Genomic DNA, 23427 nt, shown 5'->3' on the forward strand with positions numbered 1-23427 from the left:
TTGCTCCACCCGCGCCAATCGGCGTAAAACCCACTCGGACTCTAAACGCCGCTGGATGAAACTTCAGTGGCAGGTCAGAACAAAACCAATCGGATATGCACTCCTTTTCGAATTTCCGCTCATTCTTGCGTTCGGTAGCCCTTTGTCTGTTGGAGCGTAAGAGCTGAACGCGCTGCGGCCCCTGTGAGATATCGTAGTTTGATTGGTGTGCGGGGAAAGGCGGTAGAGCTCGCTCGCCACCAAGCTGCCCGATTTTGCTGCGCCATTTAGTCCGATCAGCACCGCGCGGCCGGCCTCAATTCCACCATAGGGAAGTTCTAGAGCGTTGCTTTAGTATCATATAGTTGTGTGAGTGATACTATGCTTCCCAAAGTTTTAGTCTTGCTTACGATTGTTCCTCATTTCCATCTCGCCCTGCAGAGCACGGTTTTCGAGTGGTTGGCTCCCGAGAACAGAATGGCGCGTTTGAGCGAAGGAATGCTAGCGGACGCGATGCCGAGCAACACCCTCTACAACGTCTTTCTGCTGACCGCGCTGATCCTCGCCTTCTTTTATCCGGATCCGCTGGTCGCCAGAAGCTTCGCCTGGTTCTGGCTGATGGCGTTTGTGATCGGTTCGGTCTGGAATGCTGTCACAAGTCGCATCGATGGTCGCTATCATGCATTTCTTGTGGCAGCGCTGAGCATCGGTCTGCTGGATCGCAGCCCAGAAGTGGCATCGGCCTTTTCCGTGTTCGGGCTCGCCTGCGTCATTGCCTCGGGTCTTCGCTGCGCATGGAATGACATGGAGCCCGGCGGTCTGATCAATTGCTCGATTCCTGCCGCCCTCGCGCTCGCGGCCGTGGTTGGCAGACTGTGACCACCTAAAATGCTTGCGCTGGCATCTCGGCAGCGGCCGGCTGCGGAAGCGTGGTGACGGGGCACATCAGCCGAGGCTGTGCTCGGCCAATCCTTTGATGAGCAGGTGGCAGGTGCCCCTCATCCATGCGTTGGCCTTGTCCGGAGCGACGCGTAGCCGCCCATAAAGATACTGTGCGGTGAGGCCCTGCATTGATGCGATGTAGACGCCGGCCCTGGCGACCACCAGGTTTGGCGCAATGCCCGTGCCGGCGAAGCCCACGACAAATATCTGCAGTGCCTCGGTGATCGCGGCCTCGAGCCGGGGGAATCTGACGCCGAGACTGGGGTAAGCGCCGGTCGCGAACAGAAATACGTTCCTGTTCTTGCGCCCAAACGTAAACACCGCGAGCCCCGCAGCCACCAGCATCGGTTCGCCGGGAGCCTCGTTGGCAACGGCTTTGCGCAGGTGCTGGATGAAATCCCGCCAAATTCTCTCCGCAACTTCGGCAAGGAGCGCCTCCTTGTCGGGGAAATGGCGATATATCGCGCGATGGTTCACGCCAGTATCCTGCGCGAGATCGCGCAGGGTTATCGAGCCGCCGCCATGCTCCTCGATCCTTCGGATCGCAGCTTTAATCAGCGCGTCCGGCAGATTGCCGTGGCGAAATGTGGCTCTCTTTGTTGCCGCTTTGCGGGGCATCTAAAGGTTTCTCGCGACTCCTAGTCTCCATTGGAGACTAAGTAATATTGTACAGCGACGCAAGCAAATTGCGGTGGCTAGCTACCGCCAAGCAAGAGAATGCATTCGCAAACCGACGTTTTTCTGCGGGAATTCGGCTCATTGACTAATGCCGTAGATGCGATGGAAACCGTATTGACTCGTCCCTGGTGATACTTATATGTCTCCATAGGAGACTTATAGTCAACTCGTTGTTAGCTGAACCAAGAGGAGATCAAACCCGCCCCCGCGCCTTCACGGAAAGAAGCGACTGATCGTTTTGCTCCAGATCGCAGGCTCCGAAGGCACAAGGTTTTGGGAAAAGTCTCCAATGGAGACAAGTGGTCGACGGTGCGCCAGATTCAGGAGGCGATTCGAGTGGATATTGTTGAAAACGAGCATGGCGTGATGTTTCCGCGCCTGATCCCGACGTCGGTTCTGGTCGTGTTCCTCGCAGGTCTGCTGCAGTGGATGCTGCCGCTGCCGTACGGTCTGTTCACTGACTTTGCGTCACCCGACGGCGTCGGCGTCGTATGTTTATTCTCCCTCGGTGCCCTGCTTGCGGCGGCCGGCATCGCGACCAGCTTTGCCGGATATCGGGCCCTGAGGCGACACCGCGCGGAGGTTGAACCACGGCAGCCGGTGACTGTCCTGGTGACCGATGGCATCTTCGCGTGGACTAGGAATCCCTGCTATCTCGGCTGGCTGGTTGCACTGTTCGGCCTCGCGCTGATGCTGATGCTGGATTGGCTGCTGATCCTGCTCGTGCCAACCTTGATCCTGCTGAACCTGGCGGTTGTCCGGTCGGAGGAACGGCATCTTCTAAAGCGGTTTGGCGGGACCTACGAAGTCTACCTGCGACGCGTTCCGCGCTATTGGTTTATCCACTGAGGAGCTGGTTCGTCCGCGCCAAAGCGACCCGCCAGCCCTGCTCTGGACGGTTCGCGGCACGGATGTCCTCAGCGGTCCACAACACGGTGTCTCTTCCGGATCGTGCCTAAAGTTAACAAAACCTTGCCTTTTAAGCCGCGGTAGCGCCGTGCGGCGCTGGCCCTCCCAATGCCGCGCACATCGGCGCGCTCAGCTGCCGTATGCCGAGAGCACGCGCGCGATTGCCCCCCAGGGCCTCCAGACGTAGTCTGCCTGCGCGGTGTGGTGCGAACCTGTTGCGGAACGCCTTGAGATTTCCGCGCGCACGCCGGTCCTCAATCGCGCCGATCGGCATTGCTAGGAACTCGGCTTCGATCAAGGCAGGGTACCGATCGTAGGCGTGCTTGCTCTTGTCACCAAGGCTGGTGTACTCGCTCTAATCCTTGAGGTAATCGATGAGTGAGCTGAGCGTTTCCGCGCTTTTCTTCGGCTTCGCCGCGACTGCCTCACTGTAGCGGCGAACGAGGTCTGTCGTGCCCCGGTCTGCATCGATGCGTGGACCTCCTTTCCAAGCGTACCATACGTTTTGACCGAACCATCACCGGGTGTTTGTGAGGCTGTTGACGCCTTTGAACGGCATCTGCATTGCCTTTCTGTCCCATTTGCGCGTTTCGGGGATCGGCCTCGGCATAATTCCGCGCCGACCCACTCGTTGAATGGCGGAAGCGATTGGCAGCCGGCGTAAGCTGAAGCCCGTTCTTTTGACATGCCGTGAGGCTTAACGCTTCCACTAAAGCCGTTCGAACGATGCCGAATTTCGGCAACCCTGTTCTTGGAAGACCCAGTTGTCGCTGCTCTTGTACCCGCGGACGTGGTAGGCGGCTTCATTGCCTGAATTCTTGAGAGGACAGCGGTTCATTTCCGGATTAGCGGCTTAGCCGATTAGACGATGTCTATCGAGCTCGCCACCTTTCGCGGTGTCCCGGACCGTTTCAGGTAGGCCGGTGAGGCCACTGCCGTCCGGCCGAAGTCCCCAGCTTTATGAGCCGATTCGCTTGAGTGTATTCATCGCGCCCTCCCGAAACGGCGATGGACGACGTCCTGCGCCGCCATTCCGGCGTCTGCGACCTCGTCACCAACGGCCGGATAATGCTGCCTCCTCGACGAGGGCGGCTCGACGATCCGCCGCTGCGAACGGCCTGGGCCTCTGGATCTCCGCATCGTTCACTGAATGCCGCGGCGGCTCGCTGACCATCCCGATCACCTTTCGAGCGGTGGTCCGCTGAAAAATCATGCCAAGACCGCCCATATGATGCATTCGACAAGCGGATATTGCGCGCAACCATACGACCAGCCAGAGCAAGATGGTCAATTCGATTCCATCCGGCTGCCTAATCCTCCTTGCAAGCGGCGGCGCATCGCCGCTGCCGTCTGATATTCCGGATGGCGCCGCCGGGCGGTTTTCCGGAGCTTCGGACGGATCGTCCCTGCTGAAGCCCCAGAGCTCCGTGGACGCATTGGTATTCACCAGCGATGAGGTGCAGGCTGGTACGTACAGCGCCGCCATGCATTTCCTGAAGTCCGTGAAGGCGGCAGGCACGAAGGATGCAAAGGCCGCCATGACCAAGATGAAAGAGCTACCGATCAGCGATTTCATGACGAGGGATCGAGCTATTCGTAATGATGGGCGCGTGATCAGGAACATGTACCTTCTTGCGACCAAAGATCCTTCCGATTCTAAGGGCGAGTGGGACCTTATGAAAGTCGTTACAACGATACCCGGCACGGACGCGTTTCGGCCGTTGGGCAGATAGCGAGTGCCCTTTGGCTGAGCGAAAGCATAGCTTGAGAGCTGTCTCACGCTCCGCTTCGTCCGATACAACAGAACCTGTTGAATCTGGACAACTCTGAAACGCGCGTCAGCACCTTGCTAGCCGAAACGAGGTAGCTTCTTGCCGGCGGGTCTCTTGGAAAGCGGGGGTGTCGTTCGGCGATCGAAAATCGAAGAGATGGCGCCGTACTGATGCTAGCGGCGGAGTCGCCGCGCGGTCTTCATGGCTGCTTGAGCCGCAGCCGGAGAGGCGAGAGACCTTATTAGAGACGACTTGACGCCGGCCACATGGTCTCGCATCAGCACCTCGGCGCGCCAAGGCTCGCGCCCAACGATCGCCTCGAAGATGCGATGGTGATCCTCGTGCCGGCGACGAACGTCCACTTCTTCAAAGGCCACGACGTTCCGCGGCGATGAGACCGGCACCTGCTGGCACAAATAGACCATGTCGTTGAGGAGTCGCGAGCCGGCGGAGGCGTGGATCGTGACGTGGAAACACGCATTGATCCGGCTGTACTCAGATCGATGCTCGTCGTTGATGTGCCCATTCCGAAGCAAATCGTCGCCGTCCCGGAGCGCCTGTTGTAAGGTCCCGATCTCGCTGACGTTAAGCCCGCGCTCGGCGCTGAGTCGCGCCGCAAGGCCCTCGAGCACGGCGCGAACTTCATAGGCGCTGATCACTTCGTCGATTGAGAATTCCCGCAGGGTGTAGCCGCGGTTTGGCGTGTAATCGAGCAACCCCTCCGATGCGAGCTTCTGAAGCGCCGCGCGGACGGGTGTGCGCGAGACGCCCAGCAGTGTCGTGAGCTTGACTTCGTGGAGGCGTTCGCCCGGTTCAAACTCGCCGGCAAGGATGGCAGCGCGAACTGCCTCGAGCACGGATTCGAACCGGGTGGAGGATGACGTTTCTGGGGCTGGCAGGGCGGCCATACGAAAAGGGTCCGAAACTTTGTTTGTACACAATCTAGCGAAACGTCAGTGCCTTTCAAGCGGCGTCTGTCGTTACATGTGAAGGCAATCTTGTGCATATTGGCATATTTCTGAGCCGATTGAATATGGATTGACCGTGCTCCGCACAAAACCAAAGCATAAAATGTATACATTATCTTTGACTCACCGCCAGAATGTATTGCAGAGTTGGGGGCACGCGAGTTTGTCTCCTGCCCAACAATCCGGATGCCAAGGAAGCGGCACATGAATCTCGGCGTCGACCACCCCAAGGCTGCGATCGTCGCGATCGATTTGCACCGCGGTCATCTGGATATGGACGTCGCGACCATGCCAACATCGCCGGAGGTTGCACAGCGGGTGATCGCGGCCAATAAGCGCCTGTTCGATTGGGCCCGTAGCGCCAAGATCCCGGTCATCCACCTGCTGACGCAGTATCGCGATGTCGCTGAAATCGCCTCCAATCCGTTCTGGCGAACTCGCGCTGAGGATCCCAAGGCGACGCGCAAGAATGTACTGCGGCACAATATCACCGGGATGCCAGGTGTTGCCATCATCCCGGACCTCTATGACACCGAACGGGACCTCGTCGTCGACACGAAGAAGCGCTACGATTGCTTTCTCGGCACCGATCTCGATTTCACGCTGCGCGCGCACGGCGTCAACACGCTGCTGGTCACGGGCGTCAATACCAACTCCTGCGTGCTCGCGACGACGACTGCGGCCAATGTGCGCGACTATGCAGTAATCGTAGTTAAGGATTGCGTTGAGACCATGGACGGTCCGGTGCTGCATGAGGCGGGCCTGCTCTGCATCCGCACCGCGTTTGGTTTCGTGCTCGACACCGGTGAAATTCAGCAACTCAGCCTCTTCGGCCCGGTCGTCAAAAGCGCCGCTTAGGAATCCGGGATGACGTCGTCTGCGTATGCTTCGGATCTTCCGGTTCCCGTCGTAGCGGCGGCTTCGCTGCCAATCGCAGGCTCGCCGCAGCGCTTTCCGGTACGCCGGATCTATTGCGTCGGCCGGAATTATGTCGAGCATATCCGCGAAATGAAGGAAGGCGACGAGCGCGACCCGCCTTTTTTCTTTCAGAAGCCGGCGGACGCACTCGTTGAAGACGGAGCTGTCGTGTCCTATCCGGCCGATACGGACGATTTTCAGTTCGAAATCGAGCTCGTGGTTGCGCTCGGCGCCGGCGGTTGCAAACTGTCGCGCAACAGTGCGCTGGAAAGCGTTTTTGGTTACGCGGTGGGCATCGACCTCACGCGCCGCGACCGGCAGCGCGAGATGCGCGCGAAGATGCTGCCATGGGAACGGGGGAAATCGTTCGACGCGTCAGCACCCTGCGGCGCCATTCATCGCGTTGCTGAAGTGGGGCATCCCGCGCGCGGTGCTATTACGCTCGACGTCAACGGGCGCGAACGGCAGCGCGGCGATCTTTCGCAGATGATCTGGAACGTGCCTGAGATCATCGCCAACCTGTCGTCGTCCTATCGCCTCGCGCCTGGTGACCTCGTGATGACGGGCACCCCAGCAGGCGTCGGGCCTCTATTGCCCGGCGATCAGGCCGCCGGAGCGGTCGAGAACGTCGGCAGAATTGCCATCACCATTGGAGCGCGCGAGACGTGAACGTGCTGCCAACCGACCGTCTGGCCTATTCGTCGATCGCGGACCGCCCGCAGCTGGTGCTTCCGGATGCTGCGCGCGTCGCCGTCTGGGTGATCGTCAATGTGGAGGAATGGGACCCGAAAGAAACGATGCCACGCACGGTGCTGACCCCGCCGGCCGGTGGCGCGCCGATGCCCGATATCCCGAACTGGGCCTGGCACGAATACGGCAATCGCGTCGGATTCTGGCGCATGCTCGATGTGCTGGACGGCTTCGGTATCAAGGCTGCTCTTGCCATCAATGGCAAGGCGATCGGCGCGTATGAGCCGATCGCGAAGGCGGCGCATGATCGCGGCTGGGAATTCATTGGTCACGGCTTTGGCCAGAAGAACATGCAGAAGGTCGCTGATGAGCGCGAGGATATCCGCAAGACGCGCGATGCGATCCGCGCCTTCACGAGCAAGAATCCGCGCGGCTGGCTGGGTCCCGGGCTGACCGAGACCTGGGAGACGCCAGATATCCTGGTGGAGGAAGGGTTCGACTACGTCTGCGACTGGGTGCTCGACGATGAGCCCGTGGTCCTGAAGACCCGCACGAAGCCGATCGTGAATGTGCCGTACACCCAGGAATGCAACGACGTGGCGATGATGCTGATCCAGCATCATAAGGCGTCGGAATACCGGGATCGTGCCATCGACCAGTTCGACCAGATCTATGCTGATGCAAAGACCTCATCCCGTATCATGGCGCTGGTGGTTCATCCTTACATCATGGGAGCGCCGCATCGGCTCAAATACTTCGCGGCCGCAATCGAGCATATCAAGCGTCATCCCGATGTGACGTTCTGGACCGGAGAGCAGATTTACGACTGGTACCTGTCGCAACGTCCGAACGCACTGAAGGATCAAGCTCCGGTATGATGGGGATCAACCTCTTTCAGATCCTGAACGGCCTGACCTTCGCGGCGCTGATCTTCATCGTCGCGTCCGGCTTCACCTTGATTTTCGGCTTGCTGCGCATCGTCAACCTCGCTCACGGAGCACTCTATCTGGTCGGAGGTCTCGCCGGCTATTCGGCGGCAAAGGCCAGCGGAAGTTTCGTGCTGGGAGCGTTGGCTGCAATGGCGCTGGTCGCAGCGCTGGGGGCGGTGCTCGACCGCGGCCTGCTGAGCTTCGTGCGCGGCGTCGAATTGCGCGAAGTGCTGCTCACACTCGGCGTCGCCTTCGTTCTCAACGACATCTCGCTCGTGATCTGGGGCGGAGACACGTTCTCGGTGCCAGTCCCGGAGGCCCTGAGAGGCGCCATGTGGATCGACGGCGTGATGTATCCGAAGTATCGCATCTTCGTTCTGGTTCTCGGCCTGCTGGTGTTTGCCGCGCTGTGGCTGCTCCTCAATAAGACGCGGCTCGGTGCGCTGATCCGCGCAGGTGTCGACGATCCCGAGATGGTCGAGGCCATGGGCATCAACATCCGGCGGGTCTTCCTGGGTACATTCATGCTCGGGGCGGCCCTGGCAGGCCTCGGCGGGGTGGTGGGTGGTGCCTTCCTGACTCTTTACCCGAGTGCCGACGCCGAGATCCTGGTGTTCTCGCTCGCGGTCGTCATCATTGGCGGACGCGGCAGCCTCGTGGGCGCTGCGCTCGGCGCGTTGCTGGTGGGACTCTTGAACGCGATCGGGCAGGTGATGTTTCCAGAACTCGCCTACTTCGTCATTTTCGGACCGATGGCGGTGCTCCTGGCGTTCCGGCCACTCGGCCTGTTCGGGAGGCCAGCGTGAGGTCGGCTCCGTTGACGCCGGCTGCATCGTCGCCGGCTCCCTTGCTCCGCCGGCCCCGCGCCGTCGGCTGGATCGCGATGGTGCTGCTGGCCCTCGGCGTCCTGCCTGCTGTCTTGCCGAGCTACCAGGTCTCTGTCGTCACGCAGGTCCTGATCTTCAGCGTCCTAGCGATGTCGATCGACATTCTCGCGGGTTTCGCGGGACGCACCTCGCTCGGTCATGGCGCAATTTTCGGCGTCTCCAGCTATGTCGCGATCTACTGGACCTCGACGCTTGGCGGCGACATTTGGATCGGCATCGCCCTCGGCATTCTGGCGGCAACGGCGCTTGCCGGCGTGTTCGCTGCGCTGGCCATCCGCACGTCAGGCGTCTATTTCCTGTTGCTGACGCTGGCGCTCGGCATGATCGTGTGGGGCGTCTGTTTGCGCTGGACGGCGGTCACCGGCGGCGAAAACGGGCTGCGCGGTGTCGGTCGTCCCGCTTTTATCGCAGACCATGCCAGCTTCTATTACGCCGTGCTGATCATTGTCGCGCCACTGACCTGGCTGATGTGGCGGCTCGTTCACTCGCCGTTCGGGCTGACCTTGCGCGGAATCCGCGATTCCGAGAGTCGTATGCGGAGCCTCGGCTACAACGTTCCGCTCCACCTGTTCGTGGCGTTCGTATTGTCCGGATTCTTCGCAGGCGTCGCCGGCGGCCTCTACGTCCTGTTCAACAATTTCGTCAGTCCCTCGACCGTGCAGCTGTCGCAGTCGGTCTCCGCGCTGCTGATGGCCATCACCGGCGGCGTCGGCACGTTGCTCGGTTCCTTCGTCGGAGCCGCCGCCATCATCGTCCTGGAAAACGCCATCAGCGCCTACACCGCGCGGTGGCTGAGCGTGCTCGGGATCGCCTTCGTGCTCATCATGATCTTCGCGCCGGAAGGCGTGGTCGGCCGTGCGCGCCTTCTGCTCGCACGGCGTCGTTCCCGTTCCTCGAAACCAAATCATTCCGGAGGTTAGACGATGGACCGTAGACGCTTCCTGAAAACGACCGGCCTTACGCTCGCGGCCGGTACCGGCGTTCTATCCGCCCCCTTCGTGGCGCGTGCCCAAGCGGCGCCGATCCGTATCGGCCTGATGGCGCCGCAGACCGGCGTCGTCGCGGCCGGCGGCCGCGAGATCATCGACGGCTTTTCGCTGTTTTGGGAGAGCGCAGGCAACGAGGCGAGCGGCCGCAAGGTCGAGATCATCGTCGAAGACGACGCCTCCAATCCGGACACGGCGCTGCAGAAGGCGCGACGCCTGGTCGAGCAGGCCAAGGTCGACATGCTCTTCGGCAATCTTCTGGCCAACACCGGCCTTGCCGTTGCCAACTACGTCAAGGGCAACGGGACGCCGTACTTCATTCCGGTGATCGCGGCCGACAATCTCACCCAGCGCGCCAGGATCAAGAACGTGATCCGCGCCGGCGGTTACAGCGCCAGCCAATTCTCGCGGCCTCTTGCGGACTGGGCGCTGAAGCAGGGCTACCGCAGGGTTGCGATGATCTCCCAGGACTACACGTTTGGCCACGAGCAGTGCGGCGGTTTCGCGCAGACTTTCACGGAAGGCGGCGGCACGGTGGTCGGCCAGTTCTGGCATCCGCTGAACACGTCCGATTTCAGCCCCTATCTCGGTCAGCTGGCGGGTGTGAAGGCCGACGTCGTGTTCGCGATGCAGACCGGCGCAGACGCCACGCGCTTGATCCAGCAATATGCGAGCTTCGGTCTGAAGGATCAGATACCCCTGCTGGGGTCGCAGAACGCGACCGACCAGTCCGTCATCCGGACGATGGGCGCCGAGTGCGAGGGGATCGTCACCTCAGCCCATTTTGCCGAGGGCGCCGATCTGCCGGCGACCCAGACGTTCGTCAAGACCTATTCCGACAAGTTCAGCAAGATCCCCTCGCTTTACGCCTTTTCGCATTATGTCGGCGCGATGTGGGTGGCCAAGGCGATCAACGCGATCAACGGCAAGGTCGAAGACCGCGATGTCTTCCTCGGCACCGTGCTCAAGACCGACCTTCCGGACAGTCCACTCGGCAAGCCGGTTCGCTTCGATGATTACGGCAATCCCGTCTACGACGTCGTCATCCGCAAGACCATGAAGAACAAGGACGGCAAATTCTGGAATGTCCCGATCGGGGGTTATCCGCAGGTGTCGCAGTTCTGGAAGTACGACCCCGCCACCTACATGAAGCAGCCGCCCTATTCGCGGGATTTCCAAGGCATCAAGAAGACCTGAGATCATCAAGGCGGCCGGCTCGCCGACCGCCACGGTCTGTCTGTTGACGAGAAAGCGCGTGCCGGACACCATCCTCAAGCTTGACCACGTCGGCGTCTCCTTCGATGCGTTGAAGGCGGTTGACGATGTGACCCTGCGAGTCAAGCGTGGCGAGCGACGAGCGATCATCGGCCCGAACGGCGCCGGCAAGACCACGCTGTTCAACGCCATCACGGGCGTGGTACCGCCGACGTCCGGCCGCATCGAATTCGATGGACGCGACGTTACGAGGATGCCGCCGCACCGCCGAGCCGCTTGCGGCATCAGCCGCACCTTCCAGATCACCAACCTGTTTCCGAGCCTGACCGTCGAGCAGAACATGCAGCTCGCGCTTTGCGGCCTGACGCCGCGCAAATTTTCGCTGCTTGGTTCGGGCGGGCTGACCGATACCGAACGCGGTCAGGCTGACCGCGCCCTCGGTTTGTCGCGGCTCGGTCCACGTGCAAGATCGCTGGTGAGCGAATTGTCGTATGGCGAGCAGCGCCAGCTCGAGATGGCGCTGGCGCTGGCGCCTAGTCCCCGGCTGCTCCTGCTCGATGAGCCCGCCGCCGGCCTCTCGCCAGCCGAGCGCGTCATCGTCGCCGACGTCATCCGCAGTCTCCCGGCGGAGATCACCATCGTTCTGATCGAGCACGATATGGACCTGGTGCTCTCCCTGGTGGACTGGGTGACCTGCCTCAACAACGGCCGGTTCCTGGCCGAGGGGGCACCGGCAGAGATCCGTGGTAACGCCGAGATCCAGGACGTTTATCTCGGCAAGGCACACCGTCATGCTTGAGATCCGCGATCTTCACAGTTTTTATGGCGAGGCCCACGTGGTGCAGGGCGCCTCGCTCACGGTGCGTGACCGCGAGGTGGTGGCGCTCCTGGGCCGCAACGGCATGGGCAAGACCAGCCTGATCCGCTCGGTGATGGGCTTGTCTGCGCCGCAGGTGCGCCGGGGCAGCGTGGAGTGGAAGGGCGAAGTCCTGACCGGGATGAAGTCGCACGAGATCGCGGGGCGCAAGATCGCGCTGGTGCCGCAAGGACGGCGGCTGTTTCCCTCGCTCACCGTCACCGAACATCTCACCATGATCAAGTCCGTCAGAGTTCGCGACGGCTGGACCGTCGATCGCGTCATGGAGCTGTTTCCGCGGCTGGCCGAGCGGTGCCATCACCGCGGCAACCAGCTCTCGGGCGGCGAGCGACAGATGCTCGCTGTGGCGCGCGCGCTGATGATCGACCCTGAGCTCATCCTGATGGACGAGCCCTCGGAAGGCCTGGCGCCCGTCATGGTCCAGCATCTGGAAGGCATCATCGCGCGGCTGAAGGAGGCGGGTCTGGCGATCCTGCTGGTCGAGCAGAACCTCTATAGCGCGCTTGCGGTCGCAGACCGCGTCTATGTCATTGAGACCGGCAAGATCGTCCACGAGGCGGATGCGTCGGCTCTGGTCGATAATCCCCAATCGCTCATACGCTTCCTCGGCGTGCACTGAGGCCCGACTGCATGAAGATCGATATCCACAGTCACGTCATCCCGGATCGCATCGTCAGCGCCATCGCCGCGGATCCCAAGCGCTTCCGCGCGCGCATCGAAGGCCATGGATCTGCGCGCAAGATCATTCATGACCAGGGCTATGTCTATCCCTTGTTCGATGAGTTTCGCCAGACAGAGGCCAAGCTTGCCGCCATGGATATCAAGGGCATCGACGTCTCCGTGATCTCGCCGGCGCCGCCGATGTTCTATTATTGGGCCGATGCCGATCTGGCGCTCGAAGTCGCCAGACTTGTCAATGATGGCGTGGCGGACATGGTCGGCGTCAAGCCCGCCCGATTGCGCGGCATGGCGACCGTGCCGATGCAACATCCGGATGCCGCCGTCGCCGAACTCGAGCGCGTCGTTCGCGCCTACGGCTTCAAGGCCGTGGAGATCGGCACGTCGATCGAAGGCGCGCAACTCGCCGAGGAGCGTTTTCGTCCGCTGCTGCGCCGCGCCAGCGAGCTCAACATCTTCGTATTTGCCCATCCTTATTATGTCGGGGCCAAGAGCGGGCTCGAAAACTACTATCTGACCAATCTCATCGGCAATCCGCTGGACACGACGGTGATGCTGGCCAATCTCATGTTCACCGGCCGGCTCGATGAACTGCCCGACCTGAAACTCGTCCTGGCGCATGGCGGCGGCTTTGCGCCCTACCAGATCGGGCGGCTCGTCCACGGACACGCGGTCCGCAGCGAAGCCAACGGCATCAGCAAATCCTCGCCCAAGGACCTGCTCAAGCGGATCTATTTCGACAGCCTCGTTTTCGAGCCGCAGGCGCTGCGTTACCTCATCGACCTCGTCGGCGCCGATCACGTCTGCATCGGAACCGATGCGCCCTTCGATATGGCTGATGCCGATCCCGGTGCGACGATTGAGGCGGTGCCGGCGATCACGCCGCTGGAGCGTCAATGCATCTGCTGCGGCACGGCGCTGAAGCTGCTGTGCGAAGGTTGAATGAAAGAGAGGAAGAGATGTCCGAGCCCGTCGGCAACAGTCTCCGCAACCGGCTGCCTTATGTCCCGATCCATCGCAGGCCGGCGCTCAAGCTGCCCAACGATGCGCGGGTGGCGGTGTGGACCATCGTCAATGTCGAGAACTGGAGTCCGAACGGTGCGATGCCCCGCGCAGTGCTGCCGCCGCCGATGGGACAGCCGCTGCTCCCTGACGTTCCCAACTGGGCCTGGCACGAATATGGGATGCGCGTCGGCTTCTGGCGCTTCCTGGAGGCGCTGGGCGGCCGGAATCTGAAGGCCACGTTCGCGCTGAACGGCTCCGTCTGCGAGCTTTATCGCGAAGCATGCGAGGCGGCGCGCGACGCGGGATGGGATTTCATGGGCCACGGCTTCGTGCAGAGGCCGATGCACAAGGTCGAGGATCAGAAAGCAGCGATCGCCGACACGATCGCGGCGGTCACGAAATTCACCGGGAGGCCGCCCCGCGGCTGGGAAAGCCCGGGCCTCACCGAGACCGACGAGACGCTGGACCTGCTGGCTGAAGCCGGCATCGAATATGTCGCCGATTGGGTGCTGGACGAGCAGCCGATCGCGCTGAAGACGCGCCACGGCGACATCATCTCTGTTCCCTACACGGTCGAGATCAATGACGTCGTCATCAGCGCGGTACAGCAGCAGCCGTCGGACGAGATCCTGCGTCGCGGCCGGGATCAATTCGACCGGCTCTATCTCGATGGCGCCAAGGCGCCGCGCGTCATGGCCATTTCCATCCACCCTTATCTGACGGGTGTGCCGCACCGTATCAAATATCTCGAGATGCTCTACGACTACATTCTCGGCCACGACGGTGTCGTGATGTGGACCGGGGCCGAGATCCTCGATTGGTACCGCTCGCAGGTGCCGGGATAGGACGGCGCCGCCGCGGGCGTGTCACGACAGGAAATCTTATCGACCGAATGAAAGCTTCCGGCTGCTCCAGCGGCGGGCAGTGCCCGCATCCCGGCAATTCACGAGAGGACGCGCCCGGGATCTTGTCCGCCAGCAACCGGCAGCGACGTCGGAAAGGCCCAGCTTGCCGAACTTCGCGCTGTACCGCAGCGCCATCCCGACCGCGACCGTGCCGCCGGCGCGTCGGGAGGTCAGCTCCGCCTTGCAGGCTCGACGATTTCCTTCGGACCGGATATCCCATTTGCAGTCAGGCACTGGCGTTCGCGGACTCGTATGAGCGTGACCGTCGCGCCTGCACGATTTCGATGATCGCAAACATGGTCATCACCACCAGCAGGACAACGACCGAGGCCGCGGCGATGACGGGGCTGACCTGCAGCAGGATGCCGTCCCACATCTGCTTGGGTAGGGTGGTCTTGATACCGCCGCCGACAAACAGCACCACCGTCAATTCCTCGAAGGATTGCAGGAAGCCGGTCACGAACCCCACCGCGAGTCCGCCGCTGACCAGCGGCAAGGTGACGCGCCAAAAGATGCGCAGCCGGTCTGCGCCAAGCGTTGATGCCGCGGCGTCGAGCTTCCAGTCATAGCCCTTGAAGGTTGCCAGCATCACCATGAACACGACGGGGATGGCAATGACTGTGTGGCCGATGATGATGCCCATGTCGCTTGCCACCAATGAGACGCGGGCAAACAAATAGAACAGCGCGATCGCGATCACGATCGAAGGGATCATCATCGGCGACAGGCACAGCAGGAAGACGGCGCTGCCCAGCCGCGTGCGTGTCCTGACGCTGCCGAGTGCGGCCAGCGATGCGATCACAAGCGTGATTGCGGCGGTCGCAAAGCCAATCGAGAACGAACGCACCGTCGCCGCGAGCCACAATGGCGATGCCAAGAATTGCGCGAACCAGCGGATGCTCCAGCTCGGCGGCGGGAACGACAGGAAAGTGGATCCCGTAAACGCCATCGGAATGAAGGCGATGATGGGCACGAGCAAGAGGGCGATCATGACCCCCGCATAGACTGACAACAGCGCCCCGCCGGGCAGGCCGCGGATATTGCGTTTCCAGAGCCCTTCGATCGCGCCACAAACCAAGCCGGCGAAGTTGACGAAGACAAGGCCCGCGCGCCGCACAAGGCCGTCCGGCCGCACCGGGCGTTCGCCGCCCGTGGTCGCGGTCGACAGGCCGAAGATCCGATCATACGCGAAGCAGGTCGCGACTGTGGACACCAGCAGAATAGTCGCGAGCGCGCTTCCGAGCTGCCAGTTCTGCAGCTCGTTGATCTGCAGGATGATCAGCTGTCCGATCATCGTGTCCCTGGCACCGCCGACCAGCGCCGGCGTGATGAAGAAGCCAAGCGAAGAGACCAGAACCAGCAGGCCGGCGGCAGCAACGCCGCGCATCGAGAGCTGGAAGAAGACCTGCCAGAAAGCGCGGGCGCTGTTGGCTCCGAGGGTCGATGCGGCCAACAGCAGACGCCGGTCGATCTGGTTCATCACCGGCAGCATGGTCACCACAGCGAGCGGCAGCAGCGTATGCACCATGGCGAAGATGACCGTCGTCCGGCTGAACAGAAGCTGGTCGCCGCCCTTCATGCCGACGGCGGCCATGGTCTTGGCGATGATGCCGTTGCGGCCGAGTAGGACGAGCCAGGAGAAATTCTTGATCAGCGCGCTGGTCCAGAACGGCAACAGCACGAACAACGCGGCGATGCGTTGTTGCCGCGGCGGCTTTTTCGACAGCCAGTAGGCTAGGGGATAGCCGAGCCCAACGCACAAGAGAGTGGTGCAGAGCGCGACCGAAAACGTCGTCGAGAGCACGGCGAGATAGGGGCCGCCATTCGCGATCCGCATATAGGCCGAGAACGTCAGCGCGCCGGATATCCTGTCGATGAAGCTCAATGACAGGATCTGCGCGGTCGGTAGCACGAGGATGAGCACCAGGAACGCAAGGGCGGGCAAAGCCAGCCACAACGGATCGAGTCTCAGCTTGCGACGCTCAGGCAGGTCGGAGATTCCGGGCGAAGCGAGCTCGGCCATCGGTCAGCGCCTTTGTTCAGTCCGTCGGTTGGGAATTGTCAGGCGCGTTTGGCTAGCCCTTGCGCGGCCGCGGCGACGTTGCGGTTCTCCGGCCGCGCCAGCCCAAGGTGCTCGCGCAGGGTTCGCCCTTCGTAGTCATGGCGGAACAGGCCGCGGCGCTGCAACTCGGGTACCACCTTCTCGACGAAATCGGTCATCGTACTCGGCAGCGCCACGAACGAGATCATGAAGCCGTCGCAGGCGCCGACTTCCAACCAGTGCTCCATGTCGTCGGCGATCTGTTGCACGGTACCGCAGAAATTGGCCTTGCTCCGATTGTAGCGTTTGGCGATATCGCGCAAGGTCAGGCCCTGGCGGATCATGCCGGCGATCTCATTGAAATAGGCCTGGTGATGGTTGGACGTCTTCGGGATGCAGTGCTCCGGCACGGGCTCGTCCAGGGGCAGGTCGGACAGATCGGTTTCGAGATCCTGGCCGAGCCGCATCACGCCGACATCGGGGTGGATCAGATCCTGCCAGCTTTCAAGCTTGTCGCGCGCTTCCTGCTCGCTCTCGCCGATCACCACCGAGATGCCCGAACAGATTTTCAGATCCTCCGGCCGCCGGCCGAACTTGGCCATCCGCCCCTTGAGGTCGGCATAGAAGCCCTTGGCACCATCAAGATTCCCGCTTGATCCGAAGACGACCTCGGCATGTTCGGCAGCGAAATCCCTGCCCGTATCGGACGCACCGGCCTGGATGATGACCGGTCGCCCCTGCGGCGATCGCTCGATGTTGAGGGCGCCATGGACCGTGAAATACTTGCCCTTGTGATCGACCAGATGCTGCTTCTCCGGGAGGAAGCTCTGGCAGGTCGCCTTGTCATAGACGAAGGCGCCGTCTTCCCAGCTGTCCCACAACGCTTCCACGACCTCAAGGAACTCCTTGGCCTTGGTGTAGCGATCGGCATGCGGTGGCAGCCGATCGAGGCCGAAATTGCGCGCCGCGTAGTCGTTCGCGGAGGTGACCACGTTCCAGGCGGCGCGGCCGTGCGAGATATGATCGAGAGACGAGAACAGCCGGGCGATGTTGTAGGGCTCGTAGAAGCTGGTGGAGGCGGTCGCACCGAGGCCGATGCGCGTTGTCGCGCCGGCCACGGCACACAGCAGCGTGATCGGCTCCAGTACGTTCATGAACAGCGGCGACCGACTCCAGACCTTGAGGTTTTCGGTCCGCGCTGCAGGCGTGTCGGCAATGAAGAAGAAGTCGAACTTGCCGCGCTCGGCCAGTTGCGCCATCTCGCGGTAGTAGTCGATATCGGTCGAGGCGTGCGGCCGGGCTTCGTCCATCAGCCAGGACGCTGCATGTGATCCGTTGGCGTGGACCAGCGCGCCGATCGCCATCTGCTTCTTCTTGCTCATGATCGTCCTTCACAGCCTCGTTCGTGTGATCGCCTCGCGGTGCGTCAGTTCTTGCCGCCCATCAGCAGCCATTCCTGGAAGCGCTCGGACACGGCCGCGTAGTTCTTGCCCCAATAGGCATAGTCCCGCACGGTGAGGCCGGCGAGGTTCTCCGGCAACGTCGGAAGCACTTTGGCGCGCTCCGGCGTGATGAACTTGTAGGCCTTGAGATTGCTTGGGCCGTTGGCGACGATGCTCGAATAGGCGGCCTGGCGCTCGGGCTGCATGCAGAACTTCACGAACTCGCGCGCCTGTTTCAGCTTTGGCGTGCCCCGCGGAATCGACCAGCCGTCGATCGAGTAGAGACCTTTCCAGACGATGTTGACGGGCGCACCGGCATCGATGGCGGCGAAGGCGCGCGCCGACCAGGTGTCGGCCATGTCGACTTCGCCGCTTTGCAGGATCTGGGTGTTCTGCGCGCCGGCGGTCCACCACACCGCGACCTCGGAGCGGATCTTGTCCAGCATCTTGAAGGCGCGGTCGATGTCGAGCGGATAGAGGTCCTTTGGCGCCACGCCGTCGGCGAGCAGCGCCGATTCCAGCACGCCCTTGGGGTTGCGGTACAGGCCGCGGCGGCCCGGAAACTTGGTCGTGTTCCAGAAGTCGGACCAGCCGGCAGGCTGCTCCTTCTTATAGACGTCGGTGCGGTAGGCCATGACGATGCCATAGGCCGAGAAGCCAAACCAGTTCGGCATCAGTGCGCCCGGAATCAGCTCATCGTCAGGGCCCTTGGTCATATCGAGCGGTTCGAGATAATTCTTGTCCTGGGTCAGGCGGAGCACGTCGTCTGGAGTCACCATGCAGACGTCCCAGAGCTTGCTGCCGGTGTCGACAATGACCTTGAATTGCGTGACCGGATCAGATTCGTGGGCGACGCCTTCGACGCGTATGCCGGTGGCTTTTTCGAACGGATCGTAGAAGGCGGTCCGCAACGCCGCGCCTGGCGCGCCGCCGACATCGGCGACGGTGATCTGTTCGGCTGCGTTTGCCCGTCCGGTCCAAACCGATGGGAACGCGGCGCCCGCGGCAGTTGCGCCGGCGGCCTTCAGAAGCTTGCGTCGCGTGATGGGCGTGCTGGCAGACATTTCATTCTCCGTGATGCACTGCTCGGTGTCGAAGGACGGGATGAGTCGGTGCGGCGTCATGTTGCCGAAGCTGATGAATTGCTGCCGAGGGTACGGGCGTGATTACGGTCCCACCGAATGAAGACATCCTCACCGATCGCGACCGCCGGCAGCCCCGCACCGCGACGTACCGTCATCACTGTGTCGCTGCCGAGCCGGACGAGCAGCCGCGTCTCCGACCCTGCATAGATGCTCTCCTCGACGCAGCCGGCGAGCAACGCATCGTCCCTGTTGCAAAGCATGAGCTTTTCGGGGCGGACCACCAGCGCAGCCGACTGGCCGGCTTGCGCCTCACAATCATCGGGCAAAGGCAGGTTCCCATCGGCTGTATCGAGGCATCCCTGCGCCGTAATGACGCCGTGGATCAAATTGGAGGTGCCGATGAAATCGGCGACGAAGATGTTGGCTGGCCGCTCGTAGATATCGTCAGGCTTGCCGAGTTGCTCGATCTCGCCGTCATTCATCAGGCAGATGCGATCGGCCAGCGCCAGCGCTTCCTCCTGGTCATGTGTCACGAAGATGATGGTGGCGCCAGTCTCCCGATGCAGCCGCTTGATCTCGATGCGCATGCTGTCCCTGAGCTTCTTGTCGAGCGCCGACAGCGGCTCGTCCATCAGGATCAGCGACGGCCGGTAGACGAAGCAGCGCGCCAGCGCGACCCGCTGCTGCTGTCCGCCGGACAGGTCTCGGGGAAAGCGGTTGGCGAAGCCTGACAAACCCACCATAGCGAGCGCGGCCTCGGTCTTGATGCTGATCTCGGCTGCCGGCGTGCGGCGCATTTGCAGCGGGAACGCGATGTTCTCCTTGACCGTGAGATGTGGAAACAACGCATAGTTCTGGAATACCACGCCGATGTCGCGCTTGTTGGCGGGATTGCTGGTCTCGTCGCGGCCATCGATGATCAGCTGGCCGCCCGACGGCTCGACCAGGCCGCAGATGAGCTGAAGCAGCGTTGTCTTGCCGGAGCCTGATGGCCCGAGGATTGCGAGCAATTCGCCGGCAACGACTTTCAGTTCGATCGGCTTGAGCACCATGGCGGCGCCATAGGCTTTCGAGACACCACGGACGTGGAGCTTGACCTGGGGCTCGGGCTGACCGCCGGATGTCGGGATGGAACTGCGGTTCGAGGCAGGGGAGCCTATGCTTCCGTCGTTCTCGAAGCGTGCCGATCGCCACAACATCCGAAACACCTCACTGTGGCGGCCTCGAAGGGGCGGGGATACGCGGATCGCATCCATCACAGATCCTGTCAGTCAACGTCGACAAAGTAAGCCTTCCGACGCCGCGCAGTGTAAATTACGAAAACCGGGTCCTTTGCTTAGACGAGGCCTAATCGATCGCGGTGAGGAATTATTGGGCGACCGATGATCAGAGATTGATCTTTGCGCCTGCGCCAGCGGCGATTCCTCGCGTCATAGCTTGGAAGTAATCAGCGGCGATAAATTTCTTATTTTACCCGTGACGTGGATTCCATAAATCTCGCCCACGTGACCCCGCATCTAGAGGGCGATAGATGATGAATTCCGCCGCGTCGTTGGACGAGCAGCAGCTTCGCATTGATCTTGCGGCTGCGTTCCGCATCATTGCCAAGCTCGGCATTCACGAAGCCGTCGCCAATCATTTCAGCGCTGCGGTCTCTGCCGACGGGCGGCGCTTCCTGATGAATCCGAAATGGCGTCACTTCTCCCGCATCAAGGCCAGCGATCTCGTTCTGTTTGATCTCGATGAGGGCGACTGCATCAAGGATCGCGCCGATGTCGATCCGACCGCGTGGTCCATTCACGGCCAGATGCACCGGCAGCTACCGCAGGCGCGGGTCGTGATGCACCTCCATCCGCCCTTCGCCACCACGATCGCCGCCCTTGCAGATCCCCAGATCAAACCGATCGACCAGAACACCGCGCGCTATTTCAACCGACTGGCCATCGACGACAGCTATGCCGGCATGGCCGACAGCGAACAGGAAGGCGCGCGCCTGGCCGGGCTGCTCGGCGACAAGTCGCGGCTGATGATGGGCAATCATGGCGTACTGGTGATCGCCAACACGGTCGGAGAGGCGTTCGACGACATCTATACGCTGGAGCGCGCCTGCCAAATCCTGGTGCAGGCGTACGCGACCGGACAGCCGCTCAAGGTCCTGCCTGACGCGATTGCCGAACACACGGCCCAGGACTGGGAGCAGATTACGGATTTCTCGATCGCGCATTTCGAGGAGATGAAGCGCTGTCTGGACGCCGAGGATCCATCCTATGCGCAATGATCCTGGCCGCGGCGCCGTCTCCGACTTTGGGTGGCCGCTGTCACGCTTCGGCTGTCGCTAAGCAGGGCGCCGGAAAGTTCTATTTTCTTTGCGGCTCGATGCGGGATAAGCGATCTGGCCCATCGCCGTCGGCAGGCGAGTCAGGAGCGAACATGATACGGACCGGAGAAGAATATAAGGCCTCCATTCGCGACAGTCGCGCCGTCTACATGAATGGTGAGAGGATCAAGGACGTCACCGTTCATGCCGCGTTCAAGCCGCTGGTCGACCTTCGGGCCCGGATCTACGACCTGCAGCATGATCCGGCGACGCGGCACCTGATGACATATCGTGAGGATGGCGAGGTCCACGCGATCAACAACAAGCTTCCTTTCAACCAGCAGGACTGGTGGGACAAGCGCCGCGCCACCGATACGGTCCTGGAGGACGCCGGTGGTATCATCACGCGCGTCGGGGACGAGACGGTCGGTGAGATGTGGTCGCTGTTCGATGGGCAGGACGTGCTCAACGAGGTCGATCCGCAATTCTCCAAGAACATCCGCAGCCATATCCTGAAGGTACTGCATTCGGATCCGTTCCATGTGTCGGCAAATACGGATCCCAAGGGCGATCGTTCTAAGCCACCCCAGGACCAGGATCCCGACATGCTGCTGCACGTGGTCCGGGAAACCGACGCCGGCATCGTGGTGCGCGGCGCCAAATACGAGACGGCGGCGGCCTACGCCAACCAGGCCTTCACCAAACCGACCATCGCCAATTGGGGCGACGACGCCTATTCCGACTACGCGGTCGGCTTCATCTGCGATCTGCATTCGCCAAACCTCAAATTCATCTGCCGGACCGGCTTCGCCGGCCGGGCGTCGGCCGACGATTATCCGCTGTCGAACCGGTTCGACGAGGTCGACACGCTGGTCGTGTTCGATGATGTGCTGATCCCCTGGGAGAACGTGCTGTTCTATCGGCATACCAGGGCGGCCGCCTATATCCGCGCAACTCTGCACCGCTATTCGGCATTCGCATTCGTGCAGCGCAACCTGAAGCTCGCGGATATGCTGATCGGTGCGGCGCTGTTCAATGTCCGGCAAACGGGATTGGAAAGCCGGCAGGCGGTACAGGACAAGCTTTCGAAGCTGGCGATCTACCGCGAGGGCGTCAACGCGCATCTGACAGCGTCGATCGCGCTGCCCGAGCGGAGTCCCGGCGGCCTGATGATGCCCAACCAGTCGTTGCTCTATACCGGACGGGTGCTGGCATGCTCGCAGCTTCACGAGATGATGCACACCGCTCGCGAATTGTGCGGCGGGCAGATTTGCGTGACACCCGACAAGGCGGCCTTCGAGGATGCAGAGACGGGCCCTTGGCTCGAGAAGTTCTACACTGTCAACGAGAATTGGGTGGCCGATGATCGGCGGCGGCTGCTCGCCTTCGCGCGCGATCTCCTGAATTCGGATTATGGCGGTCACCGGCTGACCTTCCAGCTGTTCGCGCAATCCGCTCCTTTTGCCCATCTCGCTGCCGTCTATCGCAATTTCGATTGGGATGGTCCGCTGGATTTCGTCCGCAAGTCGGCGGGGCTGTCGGACAAGGTCTTGAAAGAGAAGGTAGGCCGGACCGGCGACCGCGCGGTCAGCCAATGGTTCGGACAAATCCGGGACGCCGCTGAATAGCGGGCAAGGGAGGGACCTGGCGTGTCAGCTATCACCATGCCAACGGCAGCCGCGCCGGATATCCGGGGACAATTTCTCGAAGGCATGAGCCGGGCCGCATTCTGCGTCAACGTGGTGACGACGAATGGGCGGGCAGGACGCGCCGGCGTCACCGTCTCGGCGATGTCGTCGGTGTCCGCCGACGGCACCAGTCCGACCGTCCTGGTCTGCATCCATCACCAGAGCAAGACGGCGGCGGCGATCGTCGAGAACGGCGTGTTCTGCATCAACATCCTGCGCCACGATCGATCCGACCTGGCGGACCATTTCGGCGGCCGCAGCAAATTCGGCGACGGCGACAAGTTCGCCTATTGCGCCTGGGACGAGGGGCACACCGGCGCGCCGCGTCTGACGGATGCCGTGGTCGCTTTCGACTGCCGGGTGCTGTCGTCCGAACGCATCGGCACCCATCACATCTTCATCGGCGAGGTCGGCGCAGTCACAATGGGGTCGGGGCAGGCCTTGATCTATGCCGATCGGGCCTATGGCCGGGCCCATCCCATCGCCGTGCCGCCCAAATGAGCATCTTTTACGATA

Annotated in this window: 23 protein-coding genes; 16 read left to right on the plus strand and 7 right to left on the minus strand. The window is 61.8% G+C overall.

What is annotated here, in order from left to right; translation table 11 throughout:
• The first annotated feature begins 360 nt into the window (after window positions 1–360).
• Window positions 361–858, plus strand: a complete 498-nt coding sequence (locus ACQR1W_RS38205) for a DUF1304 family protein (protein ID WP_434855598.1) — start codon at window positions 361–363, stop codon at window positions 856–858.
• Between the two features lie 66 nt (window positions 859–924).
• Here ACQR1W_RS38205 and ACQR1W_RS38210 read toward each other — a convergent pair whose 3' ends face one another.
• Window positions 925–1539, minus strand: a complete 615-nt coding sequence (locus ACQR1W_RS38210; RefSeq protein WP_434855599.1) for a TetR/AcrR family transcriptional regulator — start codon at window positions 1537–1539, stop codon at window positions 925–927.
• 333 nt (window positions 1540–1872) lie between these two features.
• Here ACQR1W_RS38210 and ACQR1W_RS38215 point away from each other — a divergent pair, with 333 nt between their 5' ends.
• Complete coding sequence (locus tag ACQR1W_RS38215; RefSeq protein ID WP_434855600.1) at window positions 1873–2448, plus strand: methyltransferase family protein; 576 nt, start codon at window positions 1873–1875, stop codon at window positions 2446–2448.
• A 1111-nt stretch (window positions 2449–3559) separates the two neighbouring features.
• On the opposite strand, the gene ACQR1W_RS38220 is transcribed toward ACQR1W_RS38215, so the two are convergent.
• On the minus strand, window positions 3560–4084 hold the full coding sequence (locus tag ACQR1W_RS38220) for a hypothetical protein (RefSeq protein WP_434855723.1): 525 nt from the start codon (window positions 4082–4084) through the stop codon (window positions 3560–3562).
• On the opposite strand from ACQR1W_RS38220, the gene ACQR1W_RS38225 reads away from it, so the two are divergent.
• Window positions 3993–4241 (plus strand): hypothetical protein, encoded by a 249-nt coding sequence (locus tag ACQR1W_RS38225; RefSeq protein WP_434855712.1) that lies wholly within the window; start codon window positions 3993–3995, stop codon window positions 4239–4241. The genes ACQR1W_RS38220 and ACQR1W_RS38225 overlap by 92 nt on opposite strands.
• 212 nt (window positions 4242–4453) lie before the next feature.
• On the opposite strand, the gene ACQR1W_RS38230 is transcribed toward ACQR1W_RS38225, so the two are convergent.
• Window positions 4454–5188 carry a GntR family transcriptional regulator gene (locus ACQR1W_RS38230; protein WP_434855601.1) on the minus strand — a complete coding sequence of 245 codons (735 nt, stop codon included), beginning with the start codon at window positions 5186–5188 and terminating at the stop codon, window positions 4454–4456.
• Window positions 5189–5452: 264 nt separating this feature from the next.
• Here ACQR1W_RS38230 and ACQR1W_RS38235 point away from each other — a divergent pair, with 264 nt between their 5' ends.
• The 10 genes from ACQR1W_RS38235 to ACQR1W_RS38280 are packed head-to-tail and all read left to right on the plus strand — an operon-like array spanning window position 5453 to window position 14278.
• Window positions 5453–6106 carry a cysteine hydrolase family protein gene (locus ACQR1W_RS38235; RefSeq protein WP_434855602.1) on the plus strand — a complete coding sequence of 218 codons (654 nt, stop codon included), beginning with the start codon at window positions 5453–5455 and terminating at the stop codon, window positions 6104–6106.
• 9 nt (window positions 6107–6115) lie between these two features.
• Window positions 6116–6835 carry a fumarylacetoacetate hydrolase family protein gene (locus ACQR1W_RS38240; protein WP_434855603.1) on the plus strand — a complete coding sequence of 240 codons (720 nt, stop codon included), beginning with the start codon at window positions 6116–6118 and terminating at the stop codon, window positions 6833–6835.
• Window positions 6832–7734, plus strand: coding sequence for a polysaccharide deacetylase family protein (locus ACQR1W_RS38245; protein ID WP_434855604.1), 903 nt, complete (start codon window positions 6832–6834; stop codon window positions 7732–7734). The genes ACQR1W_RS38240 and ACQR1W_RS38245 overlap by 4 nt, the downstream gene beginning before the upstream one ends.
• Window positions 7731–8591, plus strand: a complete 861-nt coding sequence (locus tag ACQR1W_RS38250; RefSeq protein ID WP_434855605.1) for a branched-chain amino acid ABC transporter permease — start codon at window positions 7731–7733, stop codon at window positions 8589–8591. The genes ACQR1W_RS38245 and ACQR1W_RS38250 overlap by 4 nt, the downstream gene beginning before the upstream one ends.
• Window positions 8588–9592 (plus strand): branched-chain amino acid ABC transporter permease, encoded by a 1005-nt coding sequence (locus tag ACQR1W_RS38255; protein WP_434855606.1) that lies wholly within the window; start codon window positions 8588–8590, stop codon window positions 9590–9592. Before ACQR1W_RS38250 ends, ACQR1W_RS38255 begins: the two co-directional genes overlap by 4 nt.
• Before the next feature lie 3 nt (window positions 9593–9595).
• Window positions 9596–10855 (plus strand): ABC transporter substrate-binding protein, encoded by a 1260-nt coding sequence (locus ACQR1W_RS38260; protein ID WP_434855607.1) that lies wholly within the window; start codon window positions 9596–9598, stop codon window positions 10853–10855.
• Window positions 10856–10913: 58 nt separating this feature from the next.
• Entirely contained in the window at window positions 10914–11672 is a 759-nt protein-coding gene (locus ACQR1W_RS38265; protein ID WP_434855608.1) for an ABC transporter ATP-binding protein, read from the plus strand.
• Entirely contained in the window at window positions 11665–12369 is a 705-nt protein-coding gene (locus ACQR1W_RS38270) for an ABC transporter ATP-binding protein (RefSeq protein ID WP_434855609.1), read from the plus strand. The genes ACQR1W_RS38265 and ACQR1W_RS38270 overlap by 8 nt, the downstream gene beginning before the upstream one ends.
• Before the next feature lie 11 nt (window positions 12370–12380).
• Window positions 12381–13370, plus strand: coding sequence for an amidohydrolase family protein (locus tag ACQR1W_RS38275; protein WP_434855610.1), 990 nt, complete (start codon window positions 12381–12383; stop codon window positions 13368–13370).
• A 17-nt stretch (window positions 13371–13387) separates the two neighbouring features.
• On the plus strand, window positions 13388–14278 hold the full coding sequence (locus tag ACQR1W_RS38280) for a polysaccharide deacetylase family protein (protein ID WP_434855611.1): 891 nt from the start codon (window positions 13388–13390) through the stop codon (window positions 14276–14278).
• Between the two features lie 286 nt (window positions 14279–14564).
• Here ACQR1W_RS38280 and ACQR1W_RS38285 read toward each other — a convergent pair whose 3' ends face one another.
• From ACQR1W_RS38285 to ACQR1W_RS38300, 4 genes are read right to left on the minus strand one after another with little or no spacing between them, the layout of a single operon-like run.
• Window positions 14565–16361: an ABC transporter permease subunit gene (locus tag ACQR1W_RS38285; protein WP_434855612.1), complete on the minus strand. Its 1797-nt coding sequence runs from the start codon at window positions 16359–16361 to the stop codon at window positions 14565–14567.
• A 38-nt stretch (window positions 16362–16399) separates the two neighbouring features.
• On the minus strand, window positions 16400–17761 hold the full coding sequence (locus ACQR1W_RS38290; protein WP_434855613.1) for an LLM class flavin-dependent oxidoreductase: 1362 nt from the start codon (window positions 17759–17761) through the stop codon (window positions 16400–16402).
• A gap of 44 nt (window positions 17762–17805) precedes the next feature.
• On the minus strand, window positions 17806–18885 hold the full coding sequence (locus tag ACQR1W_RS38295) for an ABC transporter substrate-binding protein (protein ID WP_434855614.1): 1080 nt from the start codon (window positions 18883–18885) through the stop codon (window positions 17806–17808).
• Window positions 18886–18941: 56 nt separating this feature from the next.
• Complete coding sequence (locus tag ACQR1W_RS38300; RefSeq protein WP_434855615.1) at window positions 18942–20105, minus strand: ABC transporter ATP-binding protein; 1164 nt, start codon at window positions 20103–20105, stop codon at window positions 18942–18944.
• A 332-nt stretch (window positions 20106–20437) separates the two neighbouring features.
• Between ACQR1W_RS38300 and ACQR1W_RS38305 the strand changes: the two genes are divergently transcribed.
• The 3 genes from ACQR1W_RS38305 (at window position 20438) to ACQR1W_RS38315 (ending at window position 23412) form a co-directional block, all read left to right on the plus strand.
• Entirely contained in the window at window positions 20438–21184 is a 747-nt protein-coding gene (locus ACQR1W_RS38305; protein WP_434855616.1) for a class II aldolase and adducin N-terminal domain-containing protein, read from the plus strand.
• Window positions 21185–21336: 152 nt separating this feature from the next.
• Window positions 21337–22851 (plus strand): 4-hydroxyphenylacetate 3-hydroxylase family protein, encoded by a 1515-nt coding sequence (locus ACQR1W_RS38310; RefSeq protein ID WP_434855617.1) that lies wholly within the window; start codon window positions 21337–21339, stop codon window positions 22849–22851.
• A gap of 21 nt (window positions 22852–22872) precedes the next feature.
• On the plus strand, window positions 22873–23412 hold the full coding sequence (locus ACQR1W_RS38315; protein ID WP_434855618.1) for a flavin reductase family protein: 540 nt from the start codon (window positions 22873–22875) through the stop codon (window positions 23410–23412).
• Window positions 23413–23427 lie beyond the last annotated feature (15 nt).

This window comes from Bradyrhizobium sp. HKCCYLS1011 (assembly GCF_051167795.1).
Classification (GTDB): domain Bacteria; phylum Pseudomonadota; class Alphaproteobacteria; order Rhizobiales; family Xanthobacteraceae; genus Bradyrhizobium.